17 protein-coding genes and 8 pseudogenes are annotated in these 24,486 nt (G+C 65.3%); 11 read left to right on the top strand and 14 right to left on the bottom strand.

Annotated features, from left to right (window positions below):
- Window positions 1–157: 157 nt before the first annotated feature.
- Together PV796_RS41515 and PV796_RS41510 are read right to left on the bottom strand one after the other, a co-directional pair.
- The gene (locus PV796_RS41515; RefSeq protein WP_274919610.1) at window positions 158–982 is read right to left on the bottom strand and encodes a transposase domain-containing protein; all 825 of its coding nucleotides are present in this window, start codon (window positions 980–982) and stop codon (window positions 158–160) included.
- Window positions 983–1,102: 120 nt separating this feature from the next.
- Window positions 1,103–1,237, bottom strand: a pseudogene (locus PV796_RS41510) (IS5/IS1182 family transposase); the annotation flags it as partial.
- Window positions 1,238–1,337: 100 nt separating this feature from the next.
- On the opposite strand from PV796_RS41510, the pseudogene PV796_RS42595 reads away from it, so the two are divergent.
- A pseudogene (locus tag PV796_RS42595) lies at window positions 1,338–1,547 on the top strand (transposase); the annotation flags it as partial.
- Here the strand turns inward: PV796_RS42595 and istB are convergent.
- Together istB and istA (PV796_RS41500) are read right to left on the bottom strand one after the other, a co-directional pair.
- Window positions 1,486–2,277 carry an IS21-like element helper ATPase IstB gene (istB, locus tag PV796_RS41505; protein ID WP_274919674.1) on the bottom strand — a complete coding sequence of 264 codons (792 nt, stop codon included), beginning with the start codon at window positions 2,275–2,277 and terminating at the stop codon, window positions 1,486–1,488. The pseudogene PV796_RS42595 and the gene istB sit on opposite strands and share 62 nt — an antisense overlap.
- A gap of 32 nt (window positions 2,278–2,309) precedes the next feature.
- Complete coding sequence (istA, locus tag PV796_RS41500) at window positions 2,310–3,566, bottom strand: IS21 family transposase (RefSeq protein WP_274919502.1); 1,257 nt, start codon at window positions 3,564–3,566, stop codon at window positions 2,310–2,312.
- Window positions 3,567–4,445: 879 nt separating this feature from the next.
- Here istA (PV796_RS41500) and PV796_RS41495 point away from each other — a divergent pair.
- Complete coding sequence (locus tag PV796_RS41495; RefSeq protein ID WP_274919609.1) at window positions 4,446–9,785, top strand: alpha/beta hydrolase; 5,340 nt, start codon at window positions 4,446–4,448, stop codon at window positions 9,783–9,785.
- 20 nt (window positions 9,786–9,805) lie between these two features.
- On the opposite strand, the pseudogene PV796_RS41490 reads toward PV796_RS41495, so the two are convergent.
- Together PV796_RS41490 and PV796_RS42590 are read right to left on the bottom strand one after the other, a co-directional pair.
- Window positions 9,806–9,937 (bottom strand): annotated as a pseudogene (locus tag PV796_RS41490) (IS5/IS1182 family transposase); the annotation flags it as partial.
- 147 nt (window positions 9,938–10,084) lie between these two features.
- Window positions 10,085–10,210, bottom strand: coding sequence for a hypothetical protein (locus tag PV796_RS42590; protein WP_446750726.1), 126 nt, complete (start codon window positions 10,208–10,210; stop codon window positions 10,085–10,087).
- Between the two features lie 284 nt (window positions 10,211–10,494).
- Between PV796_RS42590 and PV796_RS41480 the strand changes: the two are divergent.
- Window positions 10,495–10,902: pseudogene (locus tag PV796_RS41480) on the top strand (transposase); the annotation flags it as partial.
- A gap of 41 nt (window positions 10,903–10,943) precedes the next feature.
- On the opposite strand, the gene PV796_RS41475 reads toward PV796_RS41480, so the two are convergent.
- The 4 genes and pseudogenes from PV796_RS41475 to istA (PV796_RS41460) form a co-directional block, all read right to left on the bottom strand.
- A complete protein-coding gene (locus PV796_RS41475) occupies window positions 10,944–12,158 on the bottom strand; it encodes an IS3 family transposase (protein WP_446750729.1) in 1,215 nt (404 codons plus the stop codon).
- Window positions 12,159–12,239: 81 nt separating this feature from the next.
- Window positions 12,240–13,430, bottom strand: a complete 1,191-nt coding sequence (locus tag PV796_RS41470) for an ISAs1 family transposase (RefSeq protein WP_274919608.1) — start codon at window positions 13,428–13,430, stop codon at window positions 12,240–12,242.
- Between the two features lie 146 nt (window positions 13,431–13,576).
- Window positions 13,577–13,963, bottom strand: a pseudogene (locus tag PV796_RS41465) (ATP-binding protein); the annotation flags it as partial.
- Window positions 13,960–15,378, bottom strand: a complete 1,419-nt coding sequence (gene istA / locus PV796_RS41460; protein WP_274919673.1) for an IS21 family transposase — start codon at window positions 15,376–15,378, stop codon at window positions 13,960–13,962. The gene istA (PV796_RS41460) and the pseudogene PV796_RS41465, both read right to left, overlap by 4 nt.
- Window positions 15,379–15,555: 177 nt before the next feature.
- Between istA (PV796_RS41460) and PV796_RS42585 the strand changes: the two genes are divergently transcribed.
- The 4 genes and pseudogenes from PV796_RS42585 to PV796_RS41450 all read left to right on the top strand — a co-directional run bounded on the left by PV796_RS42585 (window position 15,556) and on the right by PV796_RS41450 (window position 17,890).
- The gene (locus PV796_RS42585) at window positions 15,556–15,891 is read left to right on the top strand and encodes a transposase family protein (protein ID WP_446750725.1); all 336 of its coding nucleotides are present in this window, start codon (window positions 15,556–15,558) and stop codon (window positions 15,889–15,891) included.
- A pseudogene (locus tag PV796_RS42580) lies at window positions 15,888–16,334 on the top strand (ISL3 family transposase); the annotation flags it as partial. The gene PV796_RS42585 and the pseudogene PV796_RS42580, both read left to right, overlap by 4 nt.
- 223 nt (window positions 16,335–16,557) lie before the next feature.
- Window positions 16,558–17,127 (top strand): transposase, encoded by a 570-nt coding sequence (locus PV796_RS42135; RefSeq protein WP_342456994.1) that lies wholly within the window; start codon window positions 16,558–16,560, stop codon window positions 17,125–17,127.
- Window positions 17,128–17,638: 511 nt separating this feature from the next.
- Entirely contained in the window at window positions 17,639–17,890 is a 252-nt protein-coding gene (locus tag PV796_RS41450) for a WhiB family transcriptional regulator (RefSeq protein ID WP_274919606.1), read from the top strand.
- Window positions 17,891–18,102: 212 nt separating this feature from the next.
- Here PV796_RS41450 and PV796_RS41445 read toward each other — a convergent pair whose 3' ends face one another.
- From PV796_RS41445 to PV796_RS41430, 4 genes are all read right to left on the bottom strand, one after another.
- Window positions 18,103–18,543, bottom strand: coding sequence for a DUF6009 family protein (locus PV796_RS41445; protein WP_274919605.1), 441 nt, complete (start codon window positions 18,541–18,543; stop codon window positions 18,103–18,105).
- A 348-nt stretch (window positions 18,544–18,891) separates the two neighbouring features.
- Window positions 18,892–20,430 carry a DNA primase family protein gene (locus PV796_RS41440; RefSeq protein ID WP_274919604.1) on the bottom strand — a complete coding sequence of 513 codons (1,539 nt, stop codon included), beginning with the start codon at window positions 20,428–20,430 and terminating at the stop codon, window positions 18,892–18,894.
- 3 nt (window positions 20,431–20,433) lie between these two features.
- Window positions 20,434–21,486 (bottom strand): bifunctional DNA primase/polymerase, encoded by a 1,053-nt coding sequence (locus PV796_RS41435; protein ID WP_274919672.1) that lies wholly within the window; start codon window positions 21,484–21,486, stop codon window positions 20,434–20,436.
- Between the two features lie 128 nt (window positions 21,487–21,614).
- Window positions 21,615–22,106 carry a hypothetical protein gene (locus tag PV796_RS41430; protein WP_274919603.1) on the bottom strand — a complete coding sequence of 164 codons (492 nt, stop codon included), beginning with the start codon at window positions 22,104–22,106 and terminating at the stop codon, window positions 21,615–21,617.
- A gap of 450 nt (window positions 22,107–22,556) precedes the next feature.
- Here PV796_RS41430 and PV796_RS41425 point away from each other — a divergent pair.
- The 4 genes and pseudogenes from PV796_RS41425 to PV796_RS41410 all read left to right on the top strand — a co-directional run.
- Window positions 22,557–22,835: pseudogene (locus tag PV796_RS41425) on the top strand (helix-turn-helix domain-containing protein); the annotation flags it as partial.
- Between the two features lie 69 nt (window positions 22,836–22,904).
- Window positions 22,905–23,213, top strand: coding sequence for a transposase (locus tag PV796_RS41420; protein WP_274919483.1), 309 nt, complete (start codon window positions 22,905–22,907; stop codon window positions 23,211–23,213).
- Entirely contained in the window at window positions 23,210–24,127 is a 918-nt protein-coding gene (locus PV796_RS41415; protein ID WP_274919602.1) for an IS3 family transposase, read from the top strand. Before PV796_RS41420 ends, PV796_RS41415 begins: the two co-directional genes overlap by 4 nt.
- 23 nt (window positions 24,128–24,150) lie before the next feature.
- Window positions 24,151–24,399: pseudogene (locus tag PV796_RS41410) on the top strand (IS6 family transposase); the annotation flags it as partial.
- Window positions 24,400–24,486: the final 87 nt, after the last annotated feature.

The raw sequence follows: 24,486 nt of genomic DNA, 5'->3' as shown, positions 1-24,486 counted from the left end.
CCGCATCTCGGGGGAACCTCAGCCTGCCACCTCTCGTGATACAAGGCCACGAGGCGGTCGGCCGGGTGGCGTTCATGGTCCAGGAGGCTGGTGACCAGCCGCCAGGGCTCGCGGTGGGTGGTGCCGTCGGCGAGTGTGACCGTGACCCATGCCTCGATCACGCGGACGGTGAGCGGGCTGTAGCGGTGGCCGGCCCGGTAAGGGGCGGCAAGACGGGCCAGGTACAAGCGTCCGGCAGGTGCTGACAAGCGGTCGGCCGGCGGCAGGCGGAGGAACGGACCAGGAAGTGCGCTCCGGTGTGGCGGACATCGCGTAGGAAGCCCAAAGCGTCGAAGCAGGCGTCGGCCAGGACCAGCATCCCCGGGCCGAGGCGGCCCATCAGACGGGTGGCGTAGGCGAGTTCGCCGTCATTCTCGGGTCCGAAGGCCGCCCCGAGAATCGCGCGGGTGCCGGTCTCGACCAGAGTGACCAGCCGCAGCAGCGGGTAGCCGAACTCGCGCTGCTCGCCGTGCCGTTTCGGGAACCGGGCGGTGACCGGGTCGCGGTCCGGCAGCTGCAGGCCGGTGCCATCGAAGGCGACCGTACTCATTCCCGACCAGTACGCGCCGGGAGAATCCCGCCAGGCCACCGCTCCGGACACGGCTTCGAACAGCACCTTGAGCGGCCCGGCCCCGAACCGACGCCGGGCCCGGGACAGAGACGAGGAATGCGGACAGACCAGGCCGAGATCCCCCAGCGCCCCGGTGAGCTTGCCCCACACCGCCCGGTAGGAGCACCCCTCGAACAGCGCCAGGGCGAGCACGAAGTACACCACCACCCGGGCGGGCAGCAGCCGGATGCGCCGCTGCACCGCCCGCGTCTCCGCGAGCACCGCGTCCACCAGTGCGAAGTCCACCACCTGCGTCAACTCGCCTATATGCCCCGGCGCGAACACACCCCCGGCCATCTCGACCCTCCGGATGATGACAGACTTCTCCTGCAACGGGACCCCTTGCTCGACCGACTCGCTTCGCAACAAGTTGATCTATCAGGAGTCCCGTTGCGTCTCCCAGCCCCTTGACCTGCACTTTCAAGCCCTAACGCAGCGGCGTTGGAGCGTTTTTCACGTGTAGATCATGAGGGTGATGATCGCGGCGGCGACTGACGTGAGTCTGTTCGGGCTGATGCGGGCGTGGCGGAAGATCCGCCACTGCTTGATCCGGGAGATCGTCCGTTCGACCGGAGCGCGCAGGGTGGCTTGGACGGTGTTCGACTTCTGGCTCTGTTCCGTAGTTGGTGGTGACGCTGGGTTCTGCTTATGGGAGGAGGATGCGGTGGCGGAGTGAGGTTCCCCCGAGATGCGGAGGATGGTGACAGAGGGTCAGATGGTTCTCATGAGAGGAACATCGACCATGGCTGCCCCCAGGAAGTACTCGCTGGAGTTGCGCGAGCGTGCGGTGCGGATGTACCGGACCTCCGACCCGAAGCCCCAGATCAAGCGACTGGCTATCGAGCTCGGCGTGCATCCCGAGGCCCTGCGCGGCTGGATCCGGCAGGCCGAGGCCGATGCCGGCGAGCGGGACGACCGGCTGACCAGCGACGAACGCGTCGAACTCGCCGCGCTTCGCAGCGTCCGAAGGGCTTGTTGCTGGTGACGATCACGGACGCGCGTTCGTAGCGGTTTGAGATGAGTTGGAAGAACAGGTTGGCGGCCTCCGATTCGAAGGGGATGTAGCCGACTTCGTCCACCACGATGAGCGGGTAGCGTGCGAGGCGGGTGAGTTCGGCGGCGAGGTTGCCGGCCTGGTGGGCGGCGGCGAGGTGGTCGACCCATTCCGCGGCGGTGGCGAAGGCGACGCGGTGGCCGGCCTGGCAGGCCCGGACGCCCAGGCCGATGGCCAGGTGGGTCTTGCCCGTGCCCGGCGGGCCCAGGAAGACGACGTTCTCCTTGCCTGCGATGAAGTCCAAGGTTCCCAGGTGGGAGAGTTGTTCGCGCGTCAGGCCGCGCAGATAGGCGACGTCGAGTTCTTCGATCGTCTTGTCCGCGGGGAAGCGGGCGGCGCGGACTCGTGCTTCACCGCCGTGGGATTCGCGGGCGGCGACCTCGCGTTGGAGGCAGGCGACGAGGTATTCCGGGTGGGTCCAGGACTCCTTGCGGGCCCGTTCGGCCAGGCGGTCGGCGGCGGCCAGCAGGGCCGGGGCTTTGAGGGCCCGGGCGAGGAAAGCTAGGTCGGAGGTGGTCTGCTGGCTGGTGCGACGGCCGGCGGCCGCGGGCCCGGCTGCGGGCTGGGTCAACATTGACTCGCCGCCTGCGGTGGGAGTGCGGGACATCAGCCGGCCTCCTTGTTGACGCCGCCGTCGATGACGGTGAACAGCCGGTCATAGGCGCCCAGTTCTCTCTGTTCGACCTCGACCAGCGGGCCGGATCCGGTGCCGACGGCCTGGATCTGGCCCGTCGGACGACACCGTGCTTGATGCCGCATCATCGCTGAGGTCTCGGCGTGTTCGGGATCGGTGAGGGTCTGGTGGCGGGCCCAGCAGCGAACGTGCCGGGCGACGATCTCTCCGCCGGTGGTTAGGACGATGACCTCGTCGTTGTCGGTGAGCACGGTGACGTGGTGGCCGATGGCGGCGGGGTCGACGGAGTAGTCGCAGGTGTCGACGCGGACGTAGTGGTCCCGGCCGAGCCGGGTGGCAAACCGCCACCAGGTCGGCGGATCCACCGCCGGCAGGGTGAGCATCTGGGCCCGGTCCGCCTCCCACCGATCGACCGGACGGGCTCCGAGGGTTCGGTGGACGCGCCGGTTGGCGACCTTGAGCCAGGCGTCGAGTTGGGTGTTGAAGTCGTCCGGGCCGCTGAAGTGACGGCCGGGCAGGAACGAGGTCTCCAGATAGCCGTTGGCCCGCTCCACCAGCCCTTTCGCCTCGGGATCCCGTGGTCGGCAGAGGTAGATCTTGGTGGCGAGCAGGCCCGCGAACGCGGCGAATTCGCTGGTGGGGCGTCCGCGGCCGACGCCGGCCTCGTTGTCCCAGACCAGCGTCTTGGGGACGGCCTGCCATTGCGACAGCAGGTGCCAGTGACCGTGGATCAGGTCGCCGGTCCTTCGCGAGGGCAGCATCCGCGCGGCGATCACGCGTGAATACCCCGACACCATCACCAGCACCGGAGGCCGGCCGGTCTGGCCATAGCCCAGCGGGATCTGCGCTTCGGGGAACCACAGGTCGCACTGGGCCAGTTCACCGGGCCGATAGGTCGTGCGGGAGACCGGATCGACGGGAACGTAGGCCGGTCGCAGTTCGCGGATCCGGTCCTTAAGGATCGTCATTCCCCGCTCCCAACCGATCCGCTCGGCGATCACGGTCGCGGGCATCGTCGGTGTCTCCCGCAACAGCTCACGGATCTGCACCTCGACCGCGTCCACCACCGAACCCTTCGGCGGTCGCTCATACTTCGGCGGCCGGTCGCTGGCCAGGGCCCGCTTGACCGTGTTCTTCGAGATGCCCAGGTGTCGCGCGATCGCCCGGATCGGCATCTGCTCGGCCCGGTGCAGGCGACGGATCTCTGCCCAGTCCTCCACGAGGATCACCCTTCCTCCTGCCCTTGATCACCAAGGCCAGGATCAGACGAAGATCACCAAGTGGGTCAGTTTTGATGTGCCGTCAGAGGGTCCGAGTTCGACCGTCGCCGAGACCATCACCACCGAAAGTGAGACAGGGCCGCTTTCGTGATACTCCCGATCAGGGTGGCCTTACCCATGCCCACACCTACCCCCGCACACTCCTGACCAGCGACGACACCAGAACTACAGCTGCCGTGTCGGTCATCAAACTTCTTCATACGGGACATCTCCCTATTACGAAGGGAAGCGCACTGCCCCCTTCTACTGGTCTGGAGCTGTTCCATGACGATGTCCCCCTCCAAAAAATCTCAACAGGAGCCCCGGACGAGTGGGGGCAGCCAGAGGAGCAGTGGTGAGAAGAAGAAAGAGCGGCGGCGTCCTTCTCTGAGCGATGCCCAGAAGGCCCAAGTCGTTCGCGCTGTCGTCGCGGCGCAGTATCCGATGGGGGTATCCGGGGGCCCGGAGGGGCCGGGTGTGTGGCGGGGGTTTGCGGGGGTGGTGTCTGGGGGGTTTGGGGGGCTGGACCAGGAGTGCCGCGATCGGATGTGGGGGGACATGGGGCGGGCGTTGCTGGGGGGGAAGTCGGTGGTGCCGAAGAGGGTGCTGCCGCGGGAGGGCGTGTCCCGGCTGGTCAAGGGGGTGAGGAAGGCACCCGAGATGGGTGAGACGCTGGCCGGCGAGGCGGGGCCGGAGGGTGGTGGTTTGCGTATCGGTCTCGGTGGGGCCGCCGGGCGCCCCGAACTCACTGTGGAGGATCCGGGGGATTCGCCTGAGGGCCGTCGTAAGGAGGCTGCGGGGTATCTGTGGCGGGCTCTGGGGGAGGTCGATGCAGGTGTCCCGGCCAGCGTGCTGTCCTACGATCCCAGTTTTGGCGGTGTTGGGCGGATGGCGGTGGCAGTCGGGCCGATCGAATCCGCGCGGTATGTGGTGGTCCTGGTGCCTGGTATGGGCAGTGCCCCGGAGAACTTCCATGAGCTGGTGCGCAGTGCCTGCAACGTCCGCCGGGCCTGCCTGAAAGAAATCCAGGTCGAGGACACGGGCGCAGGCAAGGTGCCGGTCGCGGTCGTGGCATGGCAGGGATATAAGGCTCCCCGAAACCTGTGGGCGGTAAAGGGCGAGGTCAGCAACGAAGCCTTGGCCCAGGCGGGGTCACAGCTTTTGAACCTCGATCTCGCCCAGTGGCGTGCCCTGTGGCGGGGGGATGCCGCTGTCAGGGCGGGGAAGGGGCTGCCGGAGCAGCCGGTGATCACTGTGGTCGGTTACAGCTACGGCAGTGTTGTTGCCGGTCACGCCATGATGAAACCCGTCCCTGGCGGCACCAGTGTCACTGCCGCCGCGCGGGCCGCTGTCACTGGCGCGGTGAAAGGCGCTGGAGCCGAGGCCGTCGGCTACAGCGTTGTGGGCCCTGCCGCCAAGTCGTGGCAGGCGGGCGGCGGGGCGGCCGAGATCGCAGTCGAGGCTGCGAAATCCGCTGCGAGAGTCGGGACGACAGCCGCCGACATCGCGGCGGGCGGTGGCGTCGGCACTGCAATGGATGCTGCGAAGACCATCGGGGCCCGCACTCTCGCCGCCGCACACGAGGCCTACTATCGGCAGCCGGTGGGCGGGGGGAATGCGGACTACCTGGTCCTCTTGGGCAGTCCCGGCACCGGCCGCCGCGCCCGGCATCTCAATATCCCCGCCTCCCATATCTACACCGGTGCCAACAAGGAGGACATCGTCAGCAAACTCAACTGGTTCAGCATCGACCCCACCCACATGAAGTACGGCGATGTCACCCGCATCAGGACCGAGGACGAAGACTTCCCGGTCACCGGCCCCGTCGCACCCCACACCGCTTACTACACCCCTGGCAGCGAGTCCCTACGCAACATCGCCCGCATCGCCCTCGGCACACCCGAAAAGGTGACCACCAAGCCCCAGCGCTCAGGCTTCGTCCTCGAAGGGCACCGGAGCCTGCTCGGGCGCTTGTTCACCAGCCCGTCCGACACGCCCCGCCCCGGACAGCCCCCCACCACCACACGCCGGGTCGGTACTGGCTACCTCAAAGCTGACACCGTCAACGGCGCCCCCGCCCTTGTCCGCAGTAACAAATCCCATCCCCGTTACAGCGGCATGCGCTCCAGCGGCGCCGACGGCATCCACCACACTCTGGGCGGGGCCTCCTTCTTCACCCCCGACTGGATGGACATCACCTTCCACAACGGTGTCCCCCGCATCACCACCGCTTCCCCCCTCCCCGAAGGCTACCTCTCCGACCTGGTGTGCGTTACCACCATCAGCCCCGGCCACACCACCACAGTCTCCACGGAACACTTCACCGACGACCCCGAACGCGACCACACCGTGTACCTCCCCCTGGACCTCACACCCCATACCCTCACCGTTATCTCACCCATCAGCAACCAGCACCAGAACCTCTGGAAAACCCCCGGCCTCCTCAATATCCCTGACATCATCAAAACCCTCGTCAAGAACGCCGTTCCCGCCCTGCCCGACCTCACCCCGCTCAGCATCCCCGGCAGCGCCGACATCTTCCCCCTCACCGGATTCGCCGCCCCCCTCCTCCTGACCCAGCAGCAGCTAGAGGCAGCAGAAAAGGTCCTGAGAGTACTGGAGCCGGCCCTGGTCCAGGCCCCGTCCGGAACGGAACTCGCAGAACCACAGGAAACCTTCATCAACATCCGCGAACTGGTCAGAATAATAGAAAAGGCGACCGGGAAAGAAAAGGAGGGACTCGTCCAGGGACTGATGATGGGGGAAGGCATCGGCCTGGCCAGAATCATAGAAAAAGCAGCTGGGACAGAGAAGAAGGAATTCACCCAGAGGCCGGCCGCAGGAATGGAAACTGCCCCCGCCCGACCGTACCAAGGCGAGAGGATCTCACTCAACGGAACATCCTACCTGGACCTCCCCGACACCGTCAGCCTCGCAACAGAATTCAGCGGAAAGATACTCCAAATCACCGGCCAGCCCGACACACACGACACAACAATAGAATACAACATCACACTCAACTGGCACCACCACGGCACATACCACCTCGGCACCATACCCGCCGACGGACAACCCCACACCATCAACCTCCACGCCCAGACACACGCCACATTCTACGAAATCATGCAACCCACCACAGGAGACATCGAAGTCACCCCTACCATACCCCCCTTGTCGCAGGCTACGCTGCCTACCTACAGGCAGTCTCATAAAATATCTGGTCGGTATCCGCGATACACGACCGAGTTTTCTACCCGGCTTCTGCGGGATTATCCGTTGCCCATTGTGAGAAGCACTTGGAAAATGCCGCCCGATACAAAGAACACGGTTCCGATGCTCTGGCGCCGCAGCAGCGTGCGACAGATGTACACTTTACTGTGGGAAAATGGAATCCATCTTGACTCGCCTCCCGGAACGGACTATCGCCTTGATTTTCTCTTTCCATGCGAAAGCGCCCTCCCTTTCAGGGAGTACGAATACGTAGAGAACCGGACAGCGCGCACAGACCCGAACGCCGATACAACCTATGCCGCATATGTAAGTATTACAGTACCGACTGCAGGCGATTATACCGATGGTGAACTATGGCAATACACTGCAGCGGGAGTCGAATCCTATGTCTGTACTGTTCCAATGGGGGAGCAGGTCCGGCACTTCATTACAGGGCCGTACGCCGACCCCATCGCTGGGTTCCGCTTCAAGGCCAAGATCCCTACGAACGCTCCGCAGAGCATCCCGCTGCCGGGCGGAAAATTCCTCCCAGTCAGCCGAATCCCTAAATCTCCCGAGACTCTGGGTGACAAAGATAAATACGAGACGTATGTAACGTCCCTGACATCGCCGACCCTGGACCCTATGTTCCACTCAGCCACACCCGTCCCAATGGCGCGACAGAGGGTTGTCACCGCATCGGGGCGTCCGATAAGTGACCCTTGGGGTGAGCCGCAGGAAGTGTTCGCGCCGACATCTCCTAAATTCGTTAAATGGGAATTGCAGGCCGACATGGAAAACATCAAAGTGAAAGTGACGGGCCCCTATGATATACGAGTCCGCACGATGAACAGGGTGAGTAAGTTCCCAGGGCAGAAACCTTCTTCGGGTACGCCTACGGTGGAGAATTATCCCGCAAAATCTACGATCATCAAGGCCGGCTCCCAAAAAATAGTTCCTCGTGCCTCTACCTTATACTTGGAGCCCCTTCCGGGAGAGGACCGGTTCATGGCGCTCACCCCGGATTTCCTCACCTTGGAAATGGTCAACGAGTTGCCCTCGGGAGCACTTGCTCCCGGAACGGGCGAAAGCTGGAGGAACTTGATCCAGCATGGCTCCGGGACCAGGGTGTCCATCACCGGGAGCAAAACCAAAATTATTGACACATCAGGGAACATGCGTACGGAAACTTCATGGTTTCCTACTTTGGAGATCATTAAAGGGAACAGCACAGTCAGATGTCTGTCAACGTGCACCCTGCCGTATTTAGATCCGCTGGACCCCTCGCACATCATCACAGGATGTGAACCGAACGGACTGTTCGACGAAGTAAGAATCACTATCAAGACCTCCGGAAGTACCTTGCTTGATGCTTGGCTTCCGGCAAACGGACTGCTCTACCGATTCCCACTTCCAGGCCGGATTCAGGAAGAGATCCGCCAGAATGCGCAGATCGTCACTGAGGCTATTATAGGGAGGGAAGCAGAGCGCCTCCAGGAACAGAGCGCGACACCGGTGCCCCCTGTCACTCCTGCTCCAGCTGAACGAGTCAGCATACTCTCCGGTACCACTCAGGTGGCCATCACCAGATCCATCGCCCCCAAGGCTGACTTGGCCGGACACTTTACAGGCGGAAGTGCAGGTTCCGCCGGATCGGCCTTCGGCGCCGGAGTGGGAATGGCGATCCAGCTCCTGGACCCACAGAGTGATACCACCACCAACATAGAAACAGCTTTGCATGGAGGGGCGGTGGTCCTGCCATTCGCCGTCGACAAGGTCGCGGTGGCTTTAGAACTCGGCAAACCGGTACTCCGAAAAATTGCATACCTCGGACCGGGGGTTTCGTTGGCTGCCAACGCTTATTCGTTGACTCAGAAATTAACAGCAAGAGAGCAGGATAAGCCGGGAATTGCCCTGGACGTCCTTGGCGTTGCAGGCGACGTCCTTGTCATCGGAATGACAGCCGCAGGGGTAGGTGCCGCCGCTCTACTGGTGACCGGCGCCCTTCTTGCCGCGCCGGCATTATTGGCCGTACTGGACAGCTTGCTCCATGATGCGCTTGACCATCCCTACGATTTCATGAAAAACATGCGCGACCTATGCATAAAGGTGATAAACGACAGGCTAGAAGCCGCACAGCACCGCATTATCACGCCGCTGCAGCAGAAGATCATGGACACACATAAACCCGGGAATGAGCGCGACGAAAAACTTCTCGAACTGGATAGAAGATGGCAGGCCGCGAGCCAGCAGATAGCGCGGCAAGTGATAATTTCCCAATATGGCGAATATCAAAAATGGATCGAAGGGTTAAATCCAGGCTACTTGGCGAAAGTGCGCCTGTCTGGTTACATGACCTCGCTCGGTTACAACCCTCAAGAGAGCAGCTATAGTGATCGACAGTCCAAAGACATCTATCTCCGGATAGCCAATTCCGTAAAAGACCAGCTCATCCGTCACGTGGACGTGATTGCAGCAGGACAACCCCTGCCAGAAACGGCAGTAGGTCTTGCCCTCTCCCCAGTATCGACGCTTCAGGGATACAGCTCCACGGAATTCATATTCAATCCGAAATTCGACGACGGCCTAAGGTCCTGGGAATTTTGGGGGGATAAGCCAGAATTTAATTACAAGGAAAAACATTCTGGCCGACAGTCTGTAGGGTTCTTGGGGATTAAGTCTAAAGGGGGGGTCGAGCAAATACTTAACGGTCTCACTCCGGGTAAACGTTACATCCTGGAAGCCTGGGGTCGGTCAGGTAGAGGCAAAGGGCCCGTGATAGGAGTTAAAACCACGGAAGGGGCATATATGGCATCGAAGGCGATCGATCTTCCTTACTGGCAGAAGGTTCAAATTCGATTTACGACACCCTCGTCGAGTAAGGTCAAGATCTTCTTCTATGTTGAGCCGGGGCGCACTGGGCTATGCGACGACTTCGCATTATTCGAAGAAGATTTTACGCCGACCCATTCTTTTTGAATTCGATCATTGAGCCTTTTTCATCCTTCGTTTTCGCAGGTCAAGAGGGTATGGATGGCGGCTACGATGATTCCGATCCGGTTGGTTGAGCATCGTGCCTTGCGGAGGATGTGCCAGGTTTTGAGTTGGGCGAAGGCGCGTTCGCCCGGGGCGGTTGCGAGTTCCCGGGTTGTGCGGTTGGTGGGGTAGTGACCGGTTGGGGTGGATAGCAGTGCAGGCACGGGGTTCGTGATCATTGTGGTGTCTAAGCCCGATGATCATGAGGTGTCCCATACCCAGGGCTCTGGCAAAGTCGTTGATCATGCAGCCAGGAGAAGGTTGATGGGGCGGTCGGTGTGGCGGGCGTGGTGTCGTAAGGCGGCGGCGATGTTGTGGTGGCCGTCGAGGCGTAGGAGGGTGATCGCGGTGTTGCGGACGCTCGCCATGACGCGGGGTGCGTTGCCGGTACGGACCTGGGAGCGGTCCTCGTCGTAGGTGACGTCGCGGACTGGCTTCGTTCACTTCAAGCGGCAGCGTTTGTCCGCCGGTTTGGGCAGCAGTTTGCGATCTTGGGGCCGGTAGATGTTCACGAGAAATAGCGGCAGTCCATGGTGACGGCCCGCCGCCCGGAGGGGACGCTGTTGGCGAATTGCGGGGCATGCGTGACGTCGGTCTCCAAGACCTGGTTGTGGTCTTGGAGACCGACGTTTGTGTTTGGGGTGGGGCACGGGTGTCGATGAAGCCGTTGGTGCCGGGCGAGGTTCCCGCAGAAACGGTGCGGGTGGCGCGGGCGGCGTTCCCGAAGGGCAGTCTGGCGATCAGGGTTCGGGACGAGCTGGGCGTGTTGTTCACGGACGTGCAGTTTGCGGGCCTGTTCCCGGCGCGGGGAAAACGTGCCTGGTCACCGGGGCGGCTGGCCTTGGTGGTGGTGTTGCAGTTCGTGGAGAACCTCACGGACCGGCAGGCTGCCGAGGCGGTGCGGGCCCGGATCGACTGGAAATGCGCGCTCGGACTGGAACTGACTGACCCCGGCTTCGACCACTCGGTGCTCTGCGAGTTCAGAGACCGGCTGACCGGTGCCGAGGGCGGACGCGAGGTCCTGGACGGCGTCCTGGCCGCGGCCCGGGAACGCGGGCTGAGGGGCCTCGCGTTTTCCGGACAGTCGTCTGGCGGTCTATTTCACGCGGCTATTCGCAGCTTCTGGTGCTCGGCGTGGACTTCGCGGGGAGGGTGGTACCCCACTGCCGAGTGAAGGCGCTTGCGATTGTACCAGAATTCTATGTATCGAGTGATGTCCTGTCGTGCGGCCTCGCGGGTCAAGTACGTGACGCGCGATACGCGTTCGTTCTTGAGGACTCCGAAGAATGATTCGGCCATCGCGTTGTCGAAACAGATCCCCGTGCGCCCGGCGGACTTTCGGAGTTGAAGCTTCTTGAGGACATCTGCGAACTCGGTGGACATGGAGTTGCTGCCGCGATCGCTATGAAATATCGCGCCCTTGGTGAGCTTGCGGTTTCGTGCCGCGTTACGGATAGCCCGGACGATGAGCGGCGTCCGGTAGTGGTCATCCATTGCGTAGCCGATAACTTCCTTGCTGCAGCAGTCGATAATGGTCGCGAGATAAAGCCAGCCCTCTGTCGTCGGTATGTAGGTGATGTCGCCGACAAGTTTTTCGCCGGGTGTGTCGGCGGTGAAGTCGCGGCCGACAAGGTCTGGCACCAGGCTGGCCGTGGCTTGGGTGAGGCCGAAACGATTCGGCCTCGGCTGGCAGGGTTCCAGGCCCATCTCGCGCATGAGGCGGCGGACCAGCTCCGGGCCGACGGCGCGGCCCCAGCGGGCCAGCTGGGCGTGGACGCGCCGGTAGCCATAGGTGCTGTCGGATTCCTCGAATGCCTTCTTGATGAGCATTTTCAGTTCCTCGCGCCGCTTGGCTGTTGCGGATTCTGGACGGTCGCGCCATTCGTAGTAGCCGGATCTGCAAACGCCGAGTCTGCTGCACATGAACTCGACGCTGTAGACGTACTCCGCCGTATCAAGTCGCATCTCATCGATGAACTCGTACTTGCTCGCTACCGGGGATCCTTCGCGAAGTACGCTGCGGCTTTTTGTCAGGAAGGCGTTCTCCATCTCGAGCTCGTGGTTGCGCCGTTCCAGCTCTTTCAGTCGCGCACGCTCACTGACGGGCAGGCCGGCATCGGCGGGCAACTCATTCCGCTTCTGGTGCTTCTTCATCCAGCCACGGAGCGTCTCCGGATTCATCTCGAGTTCCCGGCCGACCTCGGTGACCGTCTTGCTCGAACTCAAGGCAATCCGGACGGCTTCCTCACGGAACTCCGGGGAGTACTTTCTCGGTGCCACTGCTTGTTCCTCGTTCCCTGTTCCAGGCGATCCTATTGGACGCCTGTCCGGAAACCTCGAGGCACCTCATGTGAAGTAGATTGAGTAGCCCGCCCGGCAGGCAGGGCGCGATCTTTCTCAGAGGACGGGCTTGATGAGGTCGAGCGCGTGGTCGGGGTGTGACCGGTAGTGATCAACGGCGGCGGCATGGTTGTGCCAGCCGGCGAGCTCGGCCAGGGCGAGGGCGGTGTTGCGCAGGGCGGCCATGACGCGGGGCGCGTTGCCAATGCGGATCTTTGAGGCGTCCTCGCGCAGGGTCACGTCTCTCACGTGGTGCAGGGCTTCCACGCCCCAGTGCTCGCGGACGTGTTCGCCGAGGTGGGGGACGGTGGCCTGGTGCATGGTCAGGTCGGTGAGCGCGTAGACGCGTTCGAGGGTGAGTTTGCCGGTGGACAGTACGCGGCGGCGGCGCACGATCTGCAGGGCCTGAGCCGCGTGGGGAAAGGGCAGGTCGGGAACGGTGACTGCCTTGATCCTGCGGATCTCGTCACGGCCGTGCGCGGTGGCGCGGGTGTAGCCCATCAGCGGGACCTCCTTCCAGGGCAGCTGCTTCAACCGGGCGTGCAGCGTGGGGTGGTTGGCCTTGATCAGGGCGATGTAGTGCGCGTTCTTCTCCTCGACCAGGAAGCGGGCGTGGTCGTGCTGGGTGAGCAGGGCGTCGAAGGTGACCACCGTGTCGGTCAGATCGAGCTCTGCCAGCAGGGGCTGGAAGGCGGTGATTTCGTTGCTCTTGGTCTCGACCTGGCGCTGGGCGATCACGGCACGGGTGCCGTGCAGGCAGGCGGCCAGTAGGTGGACGGCGCGCTGATCGCGGGTGCGTGAGCCGCGGACCGTCTTGCCGTCCACCGCGACGGCCCCTCTCTTGCGTGGGCCGGTGCCCTGCGGGGTGGCGAGCGGATCGGCGTGCTGGAGCTGGACCCAGGCGCCGAGGGCGTCATCGAGCAGGTCGGCGTCCAGCCGACGCAGCAGCCGGGCCAGTGTGGTCGCGCGGGGGACGCCGCGCGCCAGGCCGATGCGCTGCCGGTCCGCGAGGGACAGGCCGATGGCGAAGCGGGTGATGGTGGCCCAGCCGGTGGCCCCGGCAAGAACGGCGAGCGTGCACAGGGTCAGCAGGGCGCCGAGGGAGTAGCGCCGTCCGCGCCGACAGCGCGGGTCGGGCAACTGGTCGAGGAAGCCGGCCAGATCGGCCAGGCGCCAGGCGTCGTACGTGCCGCTGTCCGGCAACTGGTCATGGTGGCGGGTGACGGCAGAGATCAGGGAAGATGACATGCGAACGCGGCTCCGGTACGTGATCAACGGCTTCGACACCTTGATCATCCGGAGCCGCGTCTCGTTTCACCAACGCCGCAGACCAGGCAACTCGACCATCCATGATGGACCATGACGTCTCGCCCCCCGAGAAGGTTCATCGCCCTGGCCCGGCAGGCCGCGACCGCGAGAGCGACGGCGAGGTGTGTCTTGCCGACCCCGGGCGGGCCCAGCAGAGCGGCATTCGCCTTGGCCTCGACGAAGGAGAGGGTGGCCAGGTCCTTGACCTTGCGCGGGTCGAGGTCGGGTTGGAAGGAGAAGTCGTACTCGTCCAGCGTCTTGTGGTGGGGCAGCCGGGAGAGCCGCAGGCCCTGGCGGAAGCGGCGGTCGTCGCGGACGGCGAGTTCCTCGGACAGCACCAGGTCGAGGAAGTCGAGGTAGCCCATCTTCCCTTCGTCGGCCCGCCGGATGTACTCGCTGATGGTTTCGGCCAGGTGAGGCAGGCCGAGCTTGCCGGCCGTGCTGCGGATGCGGGTGCTGACCAGCTCGCTCAAGACGTTTCCCTCGTGCTCGGGTGGGTGGTGAAGGGGCGGGTCCCGGTCAGCTCGTCATAGACCGACAGTGGTCGGCGGCTGACTTTGACTTGGGTTGCCGCGGTCCGGTTCAGCAGGGCCCGCAGTGCTCCGGCTTCCTCGCCAAGCGGCCGTTCGTGCCGGGGCTGTCTCGGGATGTCGCCGGTGGTGGTCCGGCGGCCCTTGCCGGTGGGCAGGCCGTCCCAGTGGGTCTCCTCGACGACCTGGGCCCCGCGGCCGACCGCCCGCGGATGCATCGCCAACAGCGTCTCGCCGCTGGGATCGGGGACGGTGGAGTGCAGCATGACGTGGGACTTCGTGGCCCTGATCTCGACCAGTTGGCGGGGGCGGACGCGTCGGGCCGGCACTGAGTAGAGATTGCCGCCGAAAGCGACGAGGCAGTCCTTGCCAACTGGCCGCAGATGCCGCTCTGCCACCAGGTAGGGGGTAGGCGGCAGCGGTTTGAGGGCGACATGGTCACGGGCTGCCCGCTCGCCGATGATCTCCTGGTGAGTCCTGTGGGATTGGGCCCGTCGATGCGGCACCCAGGAGGCGAAGGCGGCGTCCATCTCTTCGACGGAGGAGAAGGCACGGCCGGCCAAGACGTGGTCGCGGACGATGAGGACCTGGCGTTCGACCCGGCCTTTGCCGGTGGGCCGGTAAGCGGCCAGGACATCGATGTCGAAGTCGTAGTGGCCGGCGAATCCGACTGCTTCCGGATGGAGTGGGACTGCCTCGCCAGGAGCAACGTGGCGGCGGACGACGGTCTTTGTGCGGTCGTAGACGATCGTCATCGGCACCCCGCCGAAGTGGGCGAAGGCCCGGCGGTGACAGTCGAAGAAGGTCTGCAGGTCCTGACTGGTGGTGAAACAGCAGAAGGGATCGCGCGAGTACGACAGCGTCATGTGGAAGGAATAGACCTTCGTGATGCCCATGTAGGCCAGGACCTTGCCCTCGTCGCCCCAGTCGACCTGGGCCTGGGCGCCGGGGACGACCTCGAAGCGACGGTGCATGCCCGCCAACTCCTTTGGCAGGATGCCGAGTTCCTCGGCGATCCTGGGGCGGGCTTCCTGAACGTAGAGCTTGACGCGCTGGTAGCTGCCGGTGAACCGGTATTCCTTCACCAGCCGTTCGTGGATCACCGACCCCTTCATGAGGATCTCCGCACGGAGCATCGAGTCGACCAACGGTGCGAACTCGTCGATCTTCCTCGCCAGAGACCGCCCGTTGGGCGACCGGCGCGGCGGGGTCACCATGCCCGGCGCCAAGAGGTACTTGCGAACCGTCTTCCGGTCCAGCCCGGTCTCCCGGGCGATCTCCGACAAGCTCATCGCTCCGGACTCGTACAGACCGCGGAAACGCCGCAGTTCCAGCCAGCGATGCGGACTCAAAACCACCGTCAACCGCCCTCCATCGCCTCAAAACAACCAAGCAGCAGAGTGCCGGGCAAACAGGACTCAGTGCACCCCTAGCTGTCCCTTTTCATCCGTACGTAGCTGGGGACGTTCACGGCTCTGACCGCAGTTTCGTGAATCCCCAGGTCAGGGGTAGGAACGAGGGATCGTTTCAGCACGGTGTTCCCTGGCGTGGCGAGCAAGACGATCGAGGATGTGCTGTTTGCTGGGATCGATGTGCGAGTGGAGCGCGTCAACGATGTCTCCGGCGGCCTGGTGCTGGAGGCGGAGTCCACGGGTCGTCCGGGCCGGTGCCCGGACTGCCGGAAGCGGGCGGAACGCGTGCACAGTACGTACCAACGCTCCCTGGACGAGAGGCCGTTGGGTCCGCGTCGAGTCACAGTCCGGCTCCGGGTGCGACGGTTCTTCTGCGACCGGCCAAGCTGTTCACGCCGGACGTTCGTCGAGCAAGTCGGCGGGCTGACCGGCGGTACCGCCGGTCAAGCATCGGGATGACGGGCTGGCTCTGGTCGATCGCGGCGGAGTTGGGTGGCCGTCCGGCCGCGCGGCTGTGCCGCAAACTGCGGATGGCCGCGGGCCGGACTCGGCTGCTCAGGTTGCTGACATCGCCGCCGGTGCCGGACCGTGCCCCGCGGGTGCTGGGGGTGGACGAGTTCGCCTTCCGCAAAGGCTGCACGTACGGCACTGTGTTGGTCGATGTCGAGGCCAGTCGGGTCGTGGATGTGCTGCCCGACCGCACGTCGGAGACGTTCGCGGCCTGGCTCAAAGACCATCCGGGTGCGGAGATCATCTGTCGCGACAGGGCTTCCGCCTACACGAAGGCTGTGAAGGAGGCCGCCCCGGACGCCCTGGAAGTGGCTGATCGGTGGCATCTGCTGCAGAACCTGTCCGCCGCGGTGGAGAAGACCTGCCACCAACACCGCGACTGCCTGCGCAAACGCGCAGAGCAGGAGACAGCGACGAACGTGCCGGAGCCACCACCGATGCTGCTGCCGCCCGCCGAGCTGCCAGGCACCCAGATCGTGGAACGGACCCGTCACCGCTACGAGGACATCCACCGCTTGGTGGAGAAGGGCTGGACGATCAGCGCCATCGCTCGGAGGCTGAACCTCGACCGCAAGACCGTGCGCCGCTTCCGCGACACCGACCTCGACCAACTGGCTGGCCTCCGCCCGCGACCGTCGGCCCAACGGCGCGCTGGAACCGTTCAAGGCATACCTCAACGCTCGCTTCACCGAGACACAGGGCCAGGTCAGCGGCACCCGTCTCTTCCACGAAATCCACGAACGCGGCTACCGCGGCAGTCGCCAGGTCGTCCGCAAGCACCTCGCCGCCCTCAGGGCAGGCACCGCCGCACCGGTCCGGGCCGACATCCCCAGCCCCCGCAAGATCACCTCCTGGATCATGCGCCCACGCGACACCCTCACCGACAGTCAAGAGGAGCGACTGCTCCAAGTCCGACTCGCCTGCCCGGACATCACCCGCGCCTGCGATCTCGCCCGCGCCTTCGCAGAACTCGTCCGCCACCAGCGCGGATTCTTGCTGATGCAGTGGATCCGCCAGGCCGAACAGGACGCCCCGAAACCCTTGCAGAGCTTCGCAGGGTCCCTCCGCCAGGACTTCGACGCCGTCACCGCCGGCCTCACCCTGCCCTGGAGCTCCGGCACCGTCGAAGGCCACGTAAACCGGGTGAAAACATCAAGCGAGCCATGTATGGCCGGGCCTCGCTAGAACTCCTCCGGACCCGCATCCTCACCCAACCATGACCTTCACGAAACTGCGGTCAGAGCCAAATTCAAAGAGCGCCATCAACCACTCCGTTTCAGCAAGGCCCATGTCCCGGCACCGCAGCCCCGCAGGAGTCGCCCTGCGCGCTGAGAGCGAGGACGACCCGTGGCCGGTTTCGCCGCCGGACACCGACACAGGTGGTCGGGCCGCCACGCAGCCCCACCCGCACGCAACATCGCAGCGCACACTCGCCCCGCTGCGCTATCGCGACACGACTGTTGCCAGCCCCACGCTCCCGCGCCACGCGCCCCGGAGACCATCCGAAACCTCTCCCGCCCCACCCCGCGGAACGTTCACCCCCAGGCCCGTGCGACCGCCAACTGGACGGGCACCGTGGTGGGAGCCGGGCGCCACAGGATACACACCCGCCCGGACCGCCACCCGCAGCACACCGGCCGTGACCTGCGCAATAGGCTCGACGCTGTCGCCGAGCCGCGACGGGGGAGGGAAGAAGATGAGCAGTACAGGGGCCTACTGGCACGAGGACGCAGCCTGCCGCAGCGCCGACCCGGACGAACTGTTCGCTGACAGTACCCGGCAGAACCGAGCCAAGGCCATCTGCACGGACTGCCCGGTTCGCACCAAGTGCCTCGTGGAAGCCCTCGACAAACGCCTCGACTGGGGCGTATGGGGCGGCATGACCGAGCGTGAGCGCAGAGCCCTGCTGCGCCGCAAGCCCCACGTCGCCAGTGGAGGAAGGTCCTGATCGACGGCCCTGCTCCTCAGCCCTTGCCAGTGCGGCGGGGCTGAGCGAGCCAGTCTGTGAGCTCAATTCGGCCTCTGTCCCCGCCTTACGCGGACTGAACGTGCAGGTCAGAGGAGTCTCGTCGAGCGGGAAGGGGCTGAAGGGGCTAGAACCACGGCAATCCCTCGAACGGGCGGCAGGGGCTCAAGGGGCCGTGTTCGCCCAAAAGCGAGTCAGGACAGCATGCCGTCGGACGGTGGTTCCGACTCCGGGGCGGCAACGGAGGACGGGGCCTTGGGCGGGACAGGACGGCGGCCTCGGGCCCGGTTGGTAAGCCGTCCGTGCACCCCCGCCCGGACGGTACGCGGATCCACTGCTTCGTGGGGCGTGGCGTCCTGGTACTGACCTCCAGGCTCGCTGCGGTCGTTGTCCTTGACGTAGAAGACGCGCCGCCGGTATCGGCGTGAGGGCTCGGTGGGTTCAGCGTTCTCCTCAAGCTCTGCGTAGCCAATGATGCGGCCGGCTCGCATGGCGCCGCTCGGCTTACCGGTTTTGTTGCGGGTCTTCTCCCACATCCACCGGACGTAGTCGTACTTCTCCTCAGTGTCGTCCTTGCCCTCGACCCAAACGATTTTGACCTCCTGGGAGAGGCTCCTCGTCGAGGCGTCGGACATCGGTGTCTCTCCGTAGTGGGGTGCGGGACGCGGGGCCGGGACCGGGGCTGAGGAAGGACCAGTGTCAGACCCTGCGCCACTGCCTCCGCAGTGGAAGGAAAGTAGCAGGTCAGGAAGGTTTTCAGACGTCATAGGAAGACTCGCAGGGGCTGAAAGGGGCTGACATCCAGGGGCTGAAAGGGGCTGACATCTCAGTTTGTGGAGCCGCAAAGCGGCGGAACTCAATATGAGGAGATTCCTTCGAGTCAGCCCCTTTCAGCCCCTGTGGCCGGAGTGGCGAAGGCTTTGACCTGTGGTTTTGCCGGGACGGAGTGGGTGGGGTGGAGAGCCCCAGGGCCAGCCCCTGCCTCATGTTCCCGTCCTTTCGTCCTCGTTGTCGTGGCTCTCGGACAGCAGCCCGAGTCCAGGGAAGAAGCGCTTACCATTGGTCTTGGGCAGTTCCTGTCCGGTACGGATGTGCAGCTTCTGGCGGACTGAGCGGGCGAACTCGCGGGAGTTCACCGGCACCATGTCTTCCCCGCGGCACCAGTCCCGGTACGCCTCGCCCAGGTGTTTTTGCAGGACCCGGTACTCGCTGCCCATGACGCAGCATTCCTTGAGGAAGCTGCCGACCGAGTCCTCCGACTCCTCGTAGTCCTGGGTGGCCAGCCGGACTCGCTTGGGGCCGTCCAGCCGCAGGTCGGTGCCGTTGAAATACGTCACCGCTCCGTCGATGAGCCACTGCAAGATACCTGGCCCCTCGCTGGCGACCAGGCGTTCGCCGAGGTCGTCGACGACGCGTTCGCTAGGCACGATCCGGTCGAACTCGATGATCCTCATACGCCGCCAGAAACTGAAGCCGCCCGCTTGGACCACGGGCCGGTGGTTTCCAACGAGCCAAAGTTTGTGAGTTGGTTCGAAGCTGTAGAAGTTCTCGTACATCCTGCGGGCCTTGATGCGGTCGCCGCCGGTGAGGAGCTTGAACTTGGCTTCGTCGAACCTCGACCCCTGGTTGATTTCCGAGCACACCACCAGGCGGCGTCCCTGCAGGTCGGCAAGCTCGGTGGGATGGTCCGCGTAGGGGGACGCCATCAGGAAGTTGGGCGGGGCGGAGTCGGCGTACTCACCCAGCAGCTTCAGCAGCACGTCCACCAGGACGCTCTTGCCGTTCTGTCCCTCCCCGTACAAGAAGGCCAGCACCTGTGCACCCTGCGCGCCGGAGATCGAGTACCCGCACAGCGTCTGAAGGTAGGCCCTCATCTCCCGGCCGGCCGCGTCGTCCCCGAAGGTGTCGGTCAAGAATGCGTCCCACATGGGCGTCGGCATGATCCGTGGCGTGACCGCGGTGGCGCGACTGTGCTTCTGCGAGGTCGAGGGCGGCACCATCCCGCCCGTGCGCAGGTTGACCACCCCGCCCGGCGTGCACAGAGCGTGCGGGTCGGAGTCCAAGTCGTCGGGCTGCAAGGTGAGTTCCGGCAGCGTCTCGGCCATCTTCACCAGCGCGGCCGCCCCTGATGCGCTGAGCGCGCGCTTGCGGTGCCGCGACAGCTCGCGGTCCGGGTGGCGCACGTTCTCATCCGCGCGCGGATCCTTGCGCGGCATGTTGGAGGCCAGTTGCATCGCGGAGTACCGGATCGCGGTGGTGTTGGCATCGGGGACCCACCGGTACTCCGCCCACCGGTACCAGCCCATGCTGTGCACGTACCGGTAGTAGTCGCCGTACACGCGCTGGAACAGGATCGCCATGTCAAAATCGGTCAGCTCATCCGGCAGCAACACCGGCTGCGGCGCGACGGCGGCCGGGGCGGCCTCCGCCGTCAGCTGCTGCGCCGCGCGCGCCGCGTCACAGGGCGCATCGTCCGGGGCCCGGCTCGTCGGCACGGCCGAGCTGGCGCTCGTGTAGCTCATGGCTCAGCGGTCTTTCGTCGGGTTCAGGGGGCGGCGCTGCCCGGCAGCCAGCCCGGACTGGATGATCCTGTGCGCCTCTCGTTCACGCCGCGGACGGGCCTGCACAGCCGCATCCACGAGGGCACGACGGGCCTCGGCATCACTGGACACCAGCCCGGCCGCGACCAGACCGCCCATGGTGAAGGCGGCCTTGTTCAGCTTGCTGCTCCAGCCACTGCCCTCCGGCAACCGCTCGCATTCGGCGACCTGCCCAAGAGCCGTCGCGGCCACTGCGCTGGCCCACGCGGACTGCGCCTGCGGCGCGGCGATCTGTCGGGCCAGATTCGGCACTGCGGCTGCGCGCGGCCGAGGCGTGGACGTCGTCAGCAGGTGACCGGTCCGCTCAAGCGCACCGGCCAGCCAGCCCGGCAGCCGCGCCGGTGCCCGGACCTCGCCCACCGCCCGGTACACCCCTGCCACGGTCCGCGTTCCGGGCGCCACGATGTAGCCCCCCTCGGCGCGCACGTCCAACTGCCAGCCCAGCGCCCGCCCGTCGTGATCCCCGCCCGCCGAACTCGCCCAGCGAGTCCCGCGCGGTGCGGTGAACCACAGATGCCGCCCACCCGAAGGGGTAGCCACCGCCAGCGTCCGCACCGCATTCGCCGCATCTGAGCCCCCAGCCAGACGTGCCAGCAGATTCCAGGTGTCCCACCCGGTACGGACCGTCCTTGCCTCCTGCTCCGTCACGCCGAAGGCGGGCAGTACCCGGCCCGCCTCTACGGGGCCCTCGACATGACAGTCCACGTCCACGACCACCAGCCCGGCCGGTCCCGTGGCCACCCCCACGCCCGGCACCGGACGATCACTCCACCACCGTGCGATGCGCCCGGCGTCGGTGGTGGCCGCATAGAAGCCGTGGCACCAGCGGCCCTGCCCGATACACGGGCACCCGGCCGGCGCGTGCGCCACGTACCGGCCGCTGGCCCGTCGACACCGGCTGCACCCCGGGCGGGGAGTCTTGTGCCCAGCCTGCAGAGGAAAGACAGGCCACTCCTGCCGCGCGCACCAGGCGGCCACCTCGGCCGCCCTACTCTCCACAGCCGTCCGCCTCCCGCCGCCATCGTGTACGCAGGCCGCCCGCACCCATCTCGCGGGCACCGCGGCACTGCGGGGAGACTGACGCGGGCACCTCGGACGAAGAGCCGTCAGCACGCCAAAGCGGGGACCTCGTCAACGCCGGCACCCCCTTCCTCGGCCACGACCTTCAGCAGCCACGTGGCCCAGCGGCCCAGTGGCATCAGCACCAGTGGCTCGGCATCGTCCCCCTCCTGGTGCAGCCAGTCAGCCACCGCCTCCAGAGCGTGCTGGACCTCTACGCGATTGCCGTCGACCACCAGCGTCGTCCGTGGCTCGACCGGCCCGGCCTCCAGCAACTGCCGCGCCAGGGTCATCACTTGGTGATCGCGTGCCATCGCCTCCTTGGTCCGCGCGCCCGCCTTCGCCCTCCGGTTCGTCGACCGGTTGGCACCGAGCGTCCGCGCGCACAACGCCAACACCGCGTCCACAGCCTGCATCTCATCGGCGGCGGGCATCAGCCCGATGCGATTCAGGTTGCTCAGCGTCTGCGTGCCCACCCCGGCACGTGCTGCGACCCACCGCTGCGAACGCGGTCGCATCAGATCTGCCAAGTCCAGCATCGCAACAACCCTTGATCACGGTCAGCCGACTGCGCCCCGGCTGACACTGCAACGAACCGACAAGTGACCCGAGGGTGAGTGACCCTCCGTCGCTTGAAGCTGAGCGCTACTTAACTCCAGACACAAAGGCACGGTCAAACAACACGCCGTAGATGAGCACACAAGTCTCACGACAGTGAGATAGTCGCAGGTAAGGCCAGTGTTTCCGGCAAGGGAACGAACTCGGGAAGCGCAGGGCCTCCCTCCGGCGGCCCACCCTCTGGGCTGTACATGGTGATAGACCGTCACCCGGCCATTACGGGCAATTCAGGCAAGTCGCTCCGCTGTGTGCCCGCTCTCGGTGTGAGGTCTCAGGAGATGCTTGACCGTTTGTGCTCTGGACATGGTTGACACGTTCGGCTGAATGCCCGTGATCTCCCGTCCCCTTGCGGGGCAGGAGTGCTTCCGTAAGTGGTCGTGGATGTACAGCAGTTGGCCGAGTACCGCTACCGGGCCGTGCGCGAGGTGCTCGGTGGGTCTCCGATCGGCGAGGTCGCGGCCCGGTACGGCACCTCGCGTCAGACCCTGCACGGCTGGCGACAGCGGTTCGAGCAGGAGGGCATGCCCGGCCTGCTGGACCGCTCCCGGCGACCGCTCAACAGCCCCACGCGCCTGTCTGCGGAGGTGGAATCCGAGATCTGCGAGCTGCGCCGCCGACATCCCCGGTGGGGTGCCCGCCGGATCGCACACTGAGGTTCCCCCGAGATGCGGAGGATGGTGACAGAGGGTCAGATGGTTCTCATGAGAGGAACATCGACCATGGCTGCCCCCAGGAAGTACTCGCTGGAGTTGCGCGAGCGTGCGGTGCGGATGTACCGGACCTCCGACCCGAAGCCCCAGATCAAGCGACTGGCTATCGAGCTCGGCGTGCATCCCGAGGCCCTGCGCGGCTGGATCCGGCAGGCCGAGGCCGATGCCGGCGAGCGGGACGACCGGCTGACCAGCGACGAACGCGTCGAACTCGCCGCGCTTCGCAAGGAGAACGCCCAGCTCAAGCGCGCGAACGAAGTTCTGCGGACGGCCTCGGCTTTTTTCGCGGCGCAACTCGACCCGACCCGGCCCAGGTGACGGGGCTCCTCGACGAGCACCCTGACCTGGGAGTCGAGTGCGTCCTGCGGGAACTGCACATCGCCTCCTCCACCTACTACCGCTGGCGCCGCGCCGAGAAGCAGCCGTGCGAGCGGCGGCGTCGCGACGTCGAGCTGACCGAGCGGATCAAGGAGATCCACACCGAGTCCGGCGGGATCTACGGCTCTCCGCGCGTGCATGCCGTGCTGAAACGCGAGGGCACACGCGTGGGCCGCAAGCGGGTCGAGCGCCTGATGCGCGAGGCCGACCTGGCGGGCATCAGCCCGCGCCGCACAGGCTTCACGCGCCGGGATCCGAAGGCCACACTCGCCCCGGACCTGGTCAACCGGGACTTCACCGCACCGGCGCCGAACCGGCTGTGGGTCACCGACCTGACGATGATCTCGACCGGCGAGGGCCCGCTGTGGCTGTCGGCGATCCGGGACGCGTTCTCCCGCCGGGTGGTGGCCTGGGAGACCTCCGCCCGCGCGGACGCCGACCTGGTCCTGACCACGCTGGAGTACGCCCTCGCGTCCCGCGAGGTCGAGCCCGGCAAGCTCATCCACCATGCCGACCACGGCTGTCAGTACACATCCATCAAGCTCACAACTCGCCTGCTGCGGGCAGGAGTTGACGCGTCCATGGGCTCCGTCGGGGACAGCCACGACAACGCCCTCGCGGAGAACCTGTGGATGCTGATCAAGACCGAGTGCGTGCGCGGCCGCGTCTTCGCCACACGTGCCGAGGCGAACCTCGCGCTCTTCGAGTACACAGACGGCTTCTATAACTCCCGCCGCACCCAGGAACGACTCGGCTTCCCCAGCCCGATCGAATTCGAGGAGAAGTACTACGCCGAGCAGGCAACGGCCGAACGAGCGAACCTGAAACCCCGTCAACCCCTCCTGACCAGCTGATCAGCGCCTCCCGAACGACGGGGGAACCTCACACCTCGAAGTACCTAAACAACCGGGCCGAGAACAGCCAACAGCCCACCAGACAACGCGAACGCGCCATGAAGAACTTCCGCTCCGTCGGAGCGGCCCAGACATCCCTTGCCTGCTTCTCCCAGATCTCCTCACACTTCCGACCCCGGCGGCACCTGCTCACAGCCAGTGACTACCGCACCGAAATGACCGAACACTTCACCGTCTGGAAGACCGTCACCGCCGCGACCGTGGCCGGCTGACCAAGGCGCCACCGCGAACACACCCGCACCCTCATCACACCCCAACTCACCACCCACACCAACAACTCGACAACGCCTGCACGACAG

The sequence above is a fragment of the Streptomyces sp. WZ-12 genome (genome assembly GCF_028898845.1).
Lineage (GTDB): Bacteria > Actinomycetota > Actinomycetes > Streptomycetales > Streptomycetaceae > Streptomyces.
This window is presented reverse-complemented; position numbering and strand designations above follow the sequence as displayed.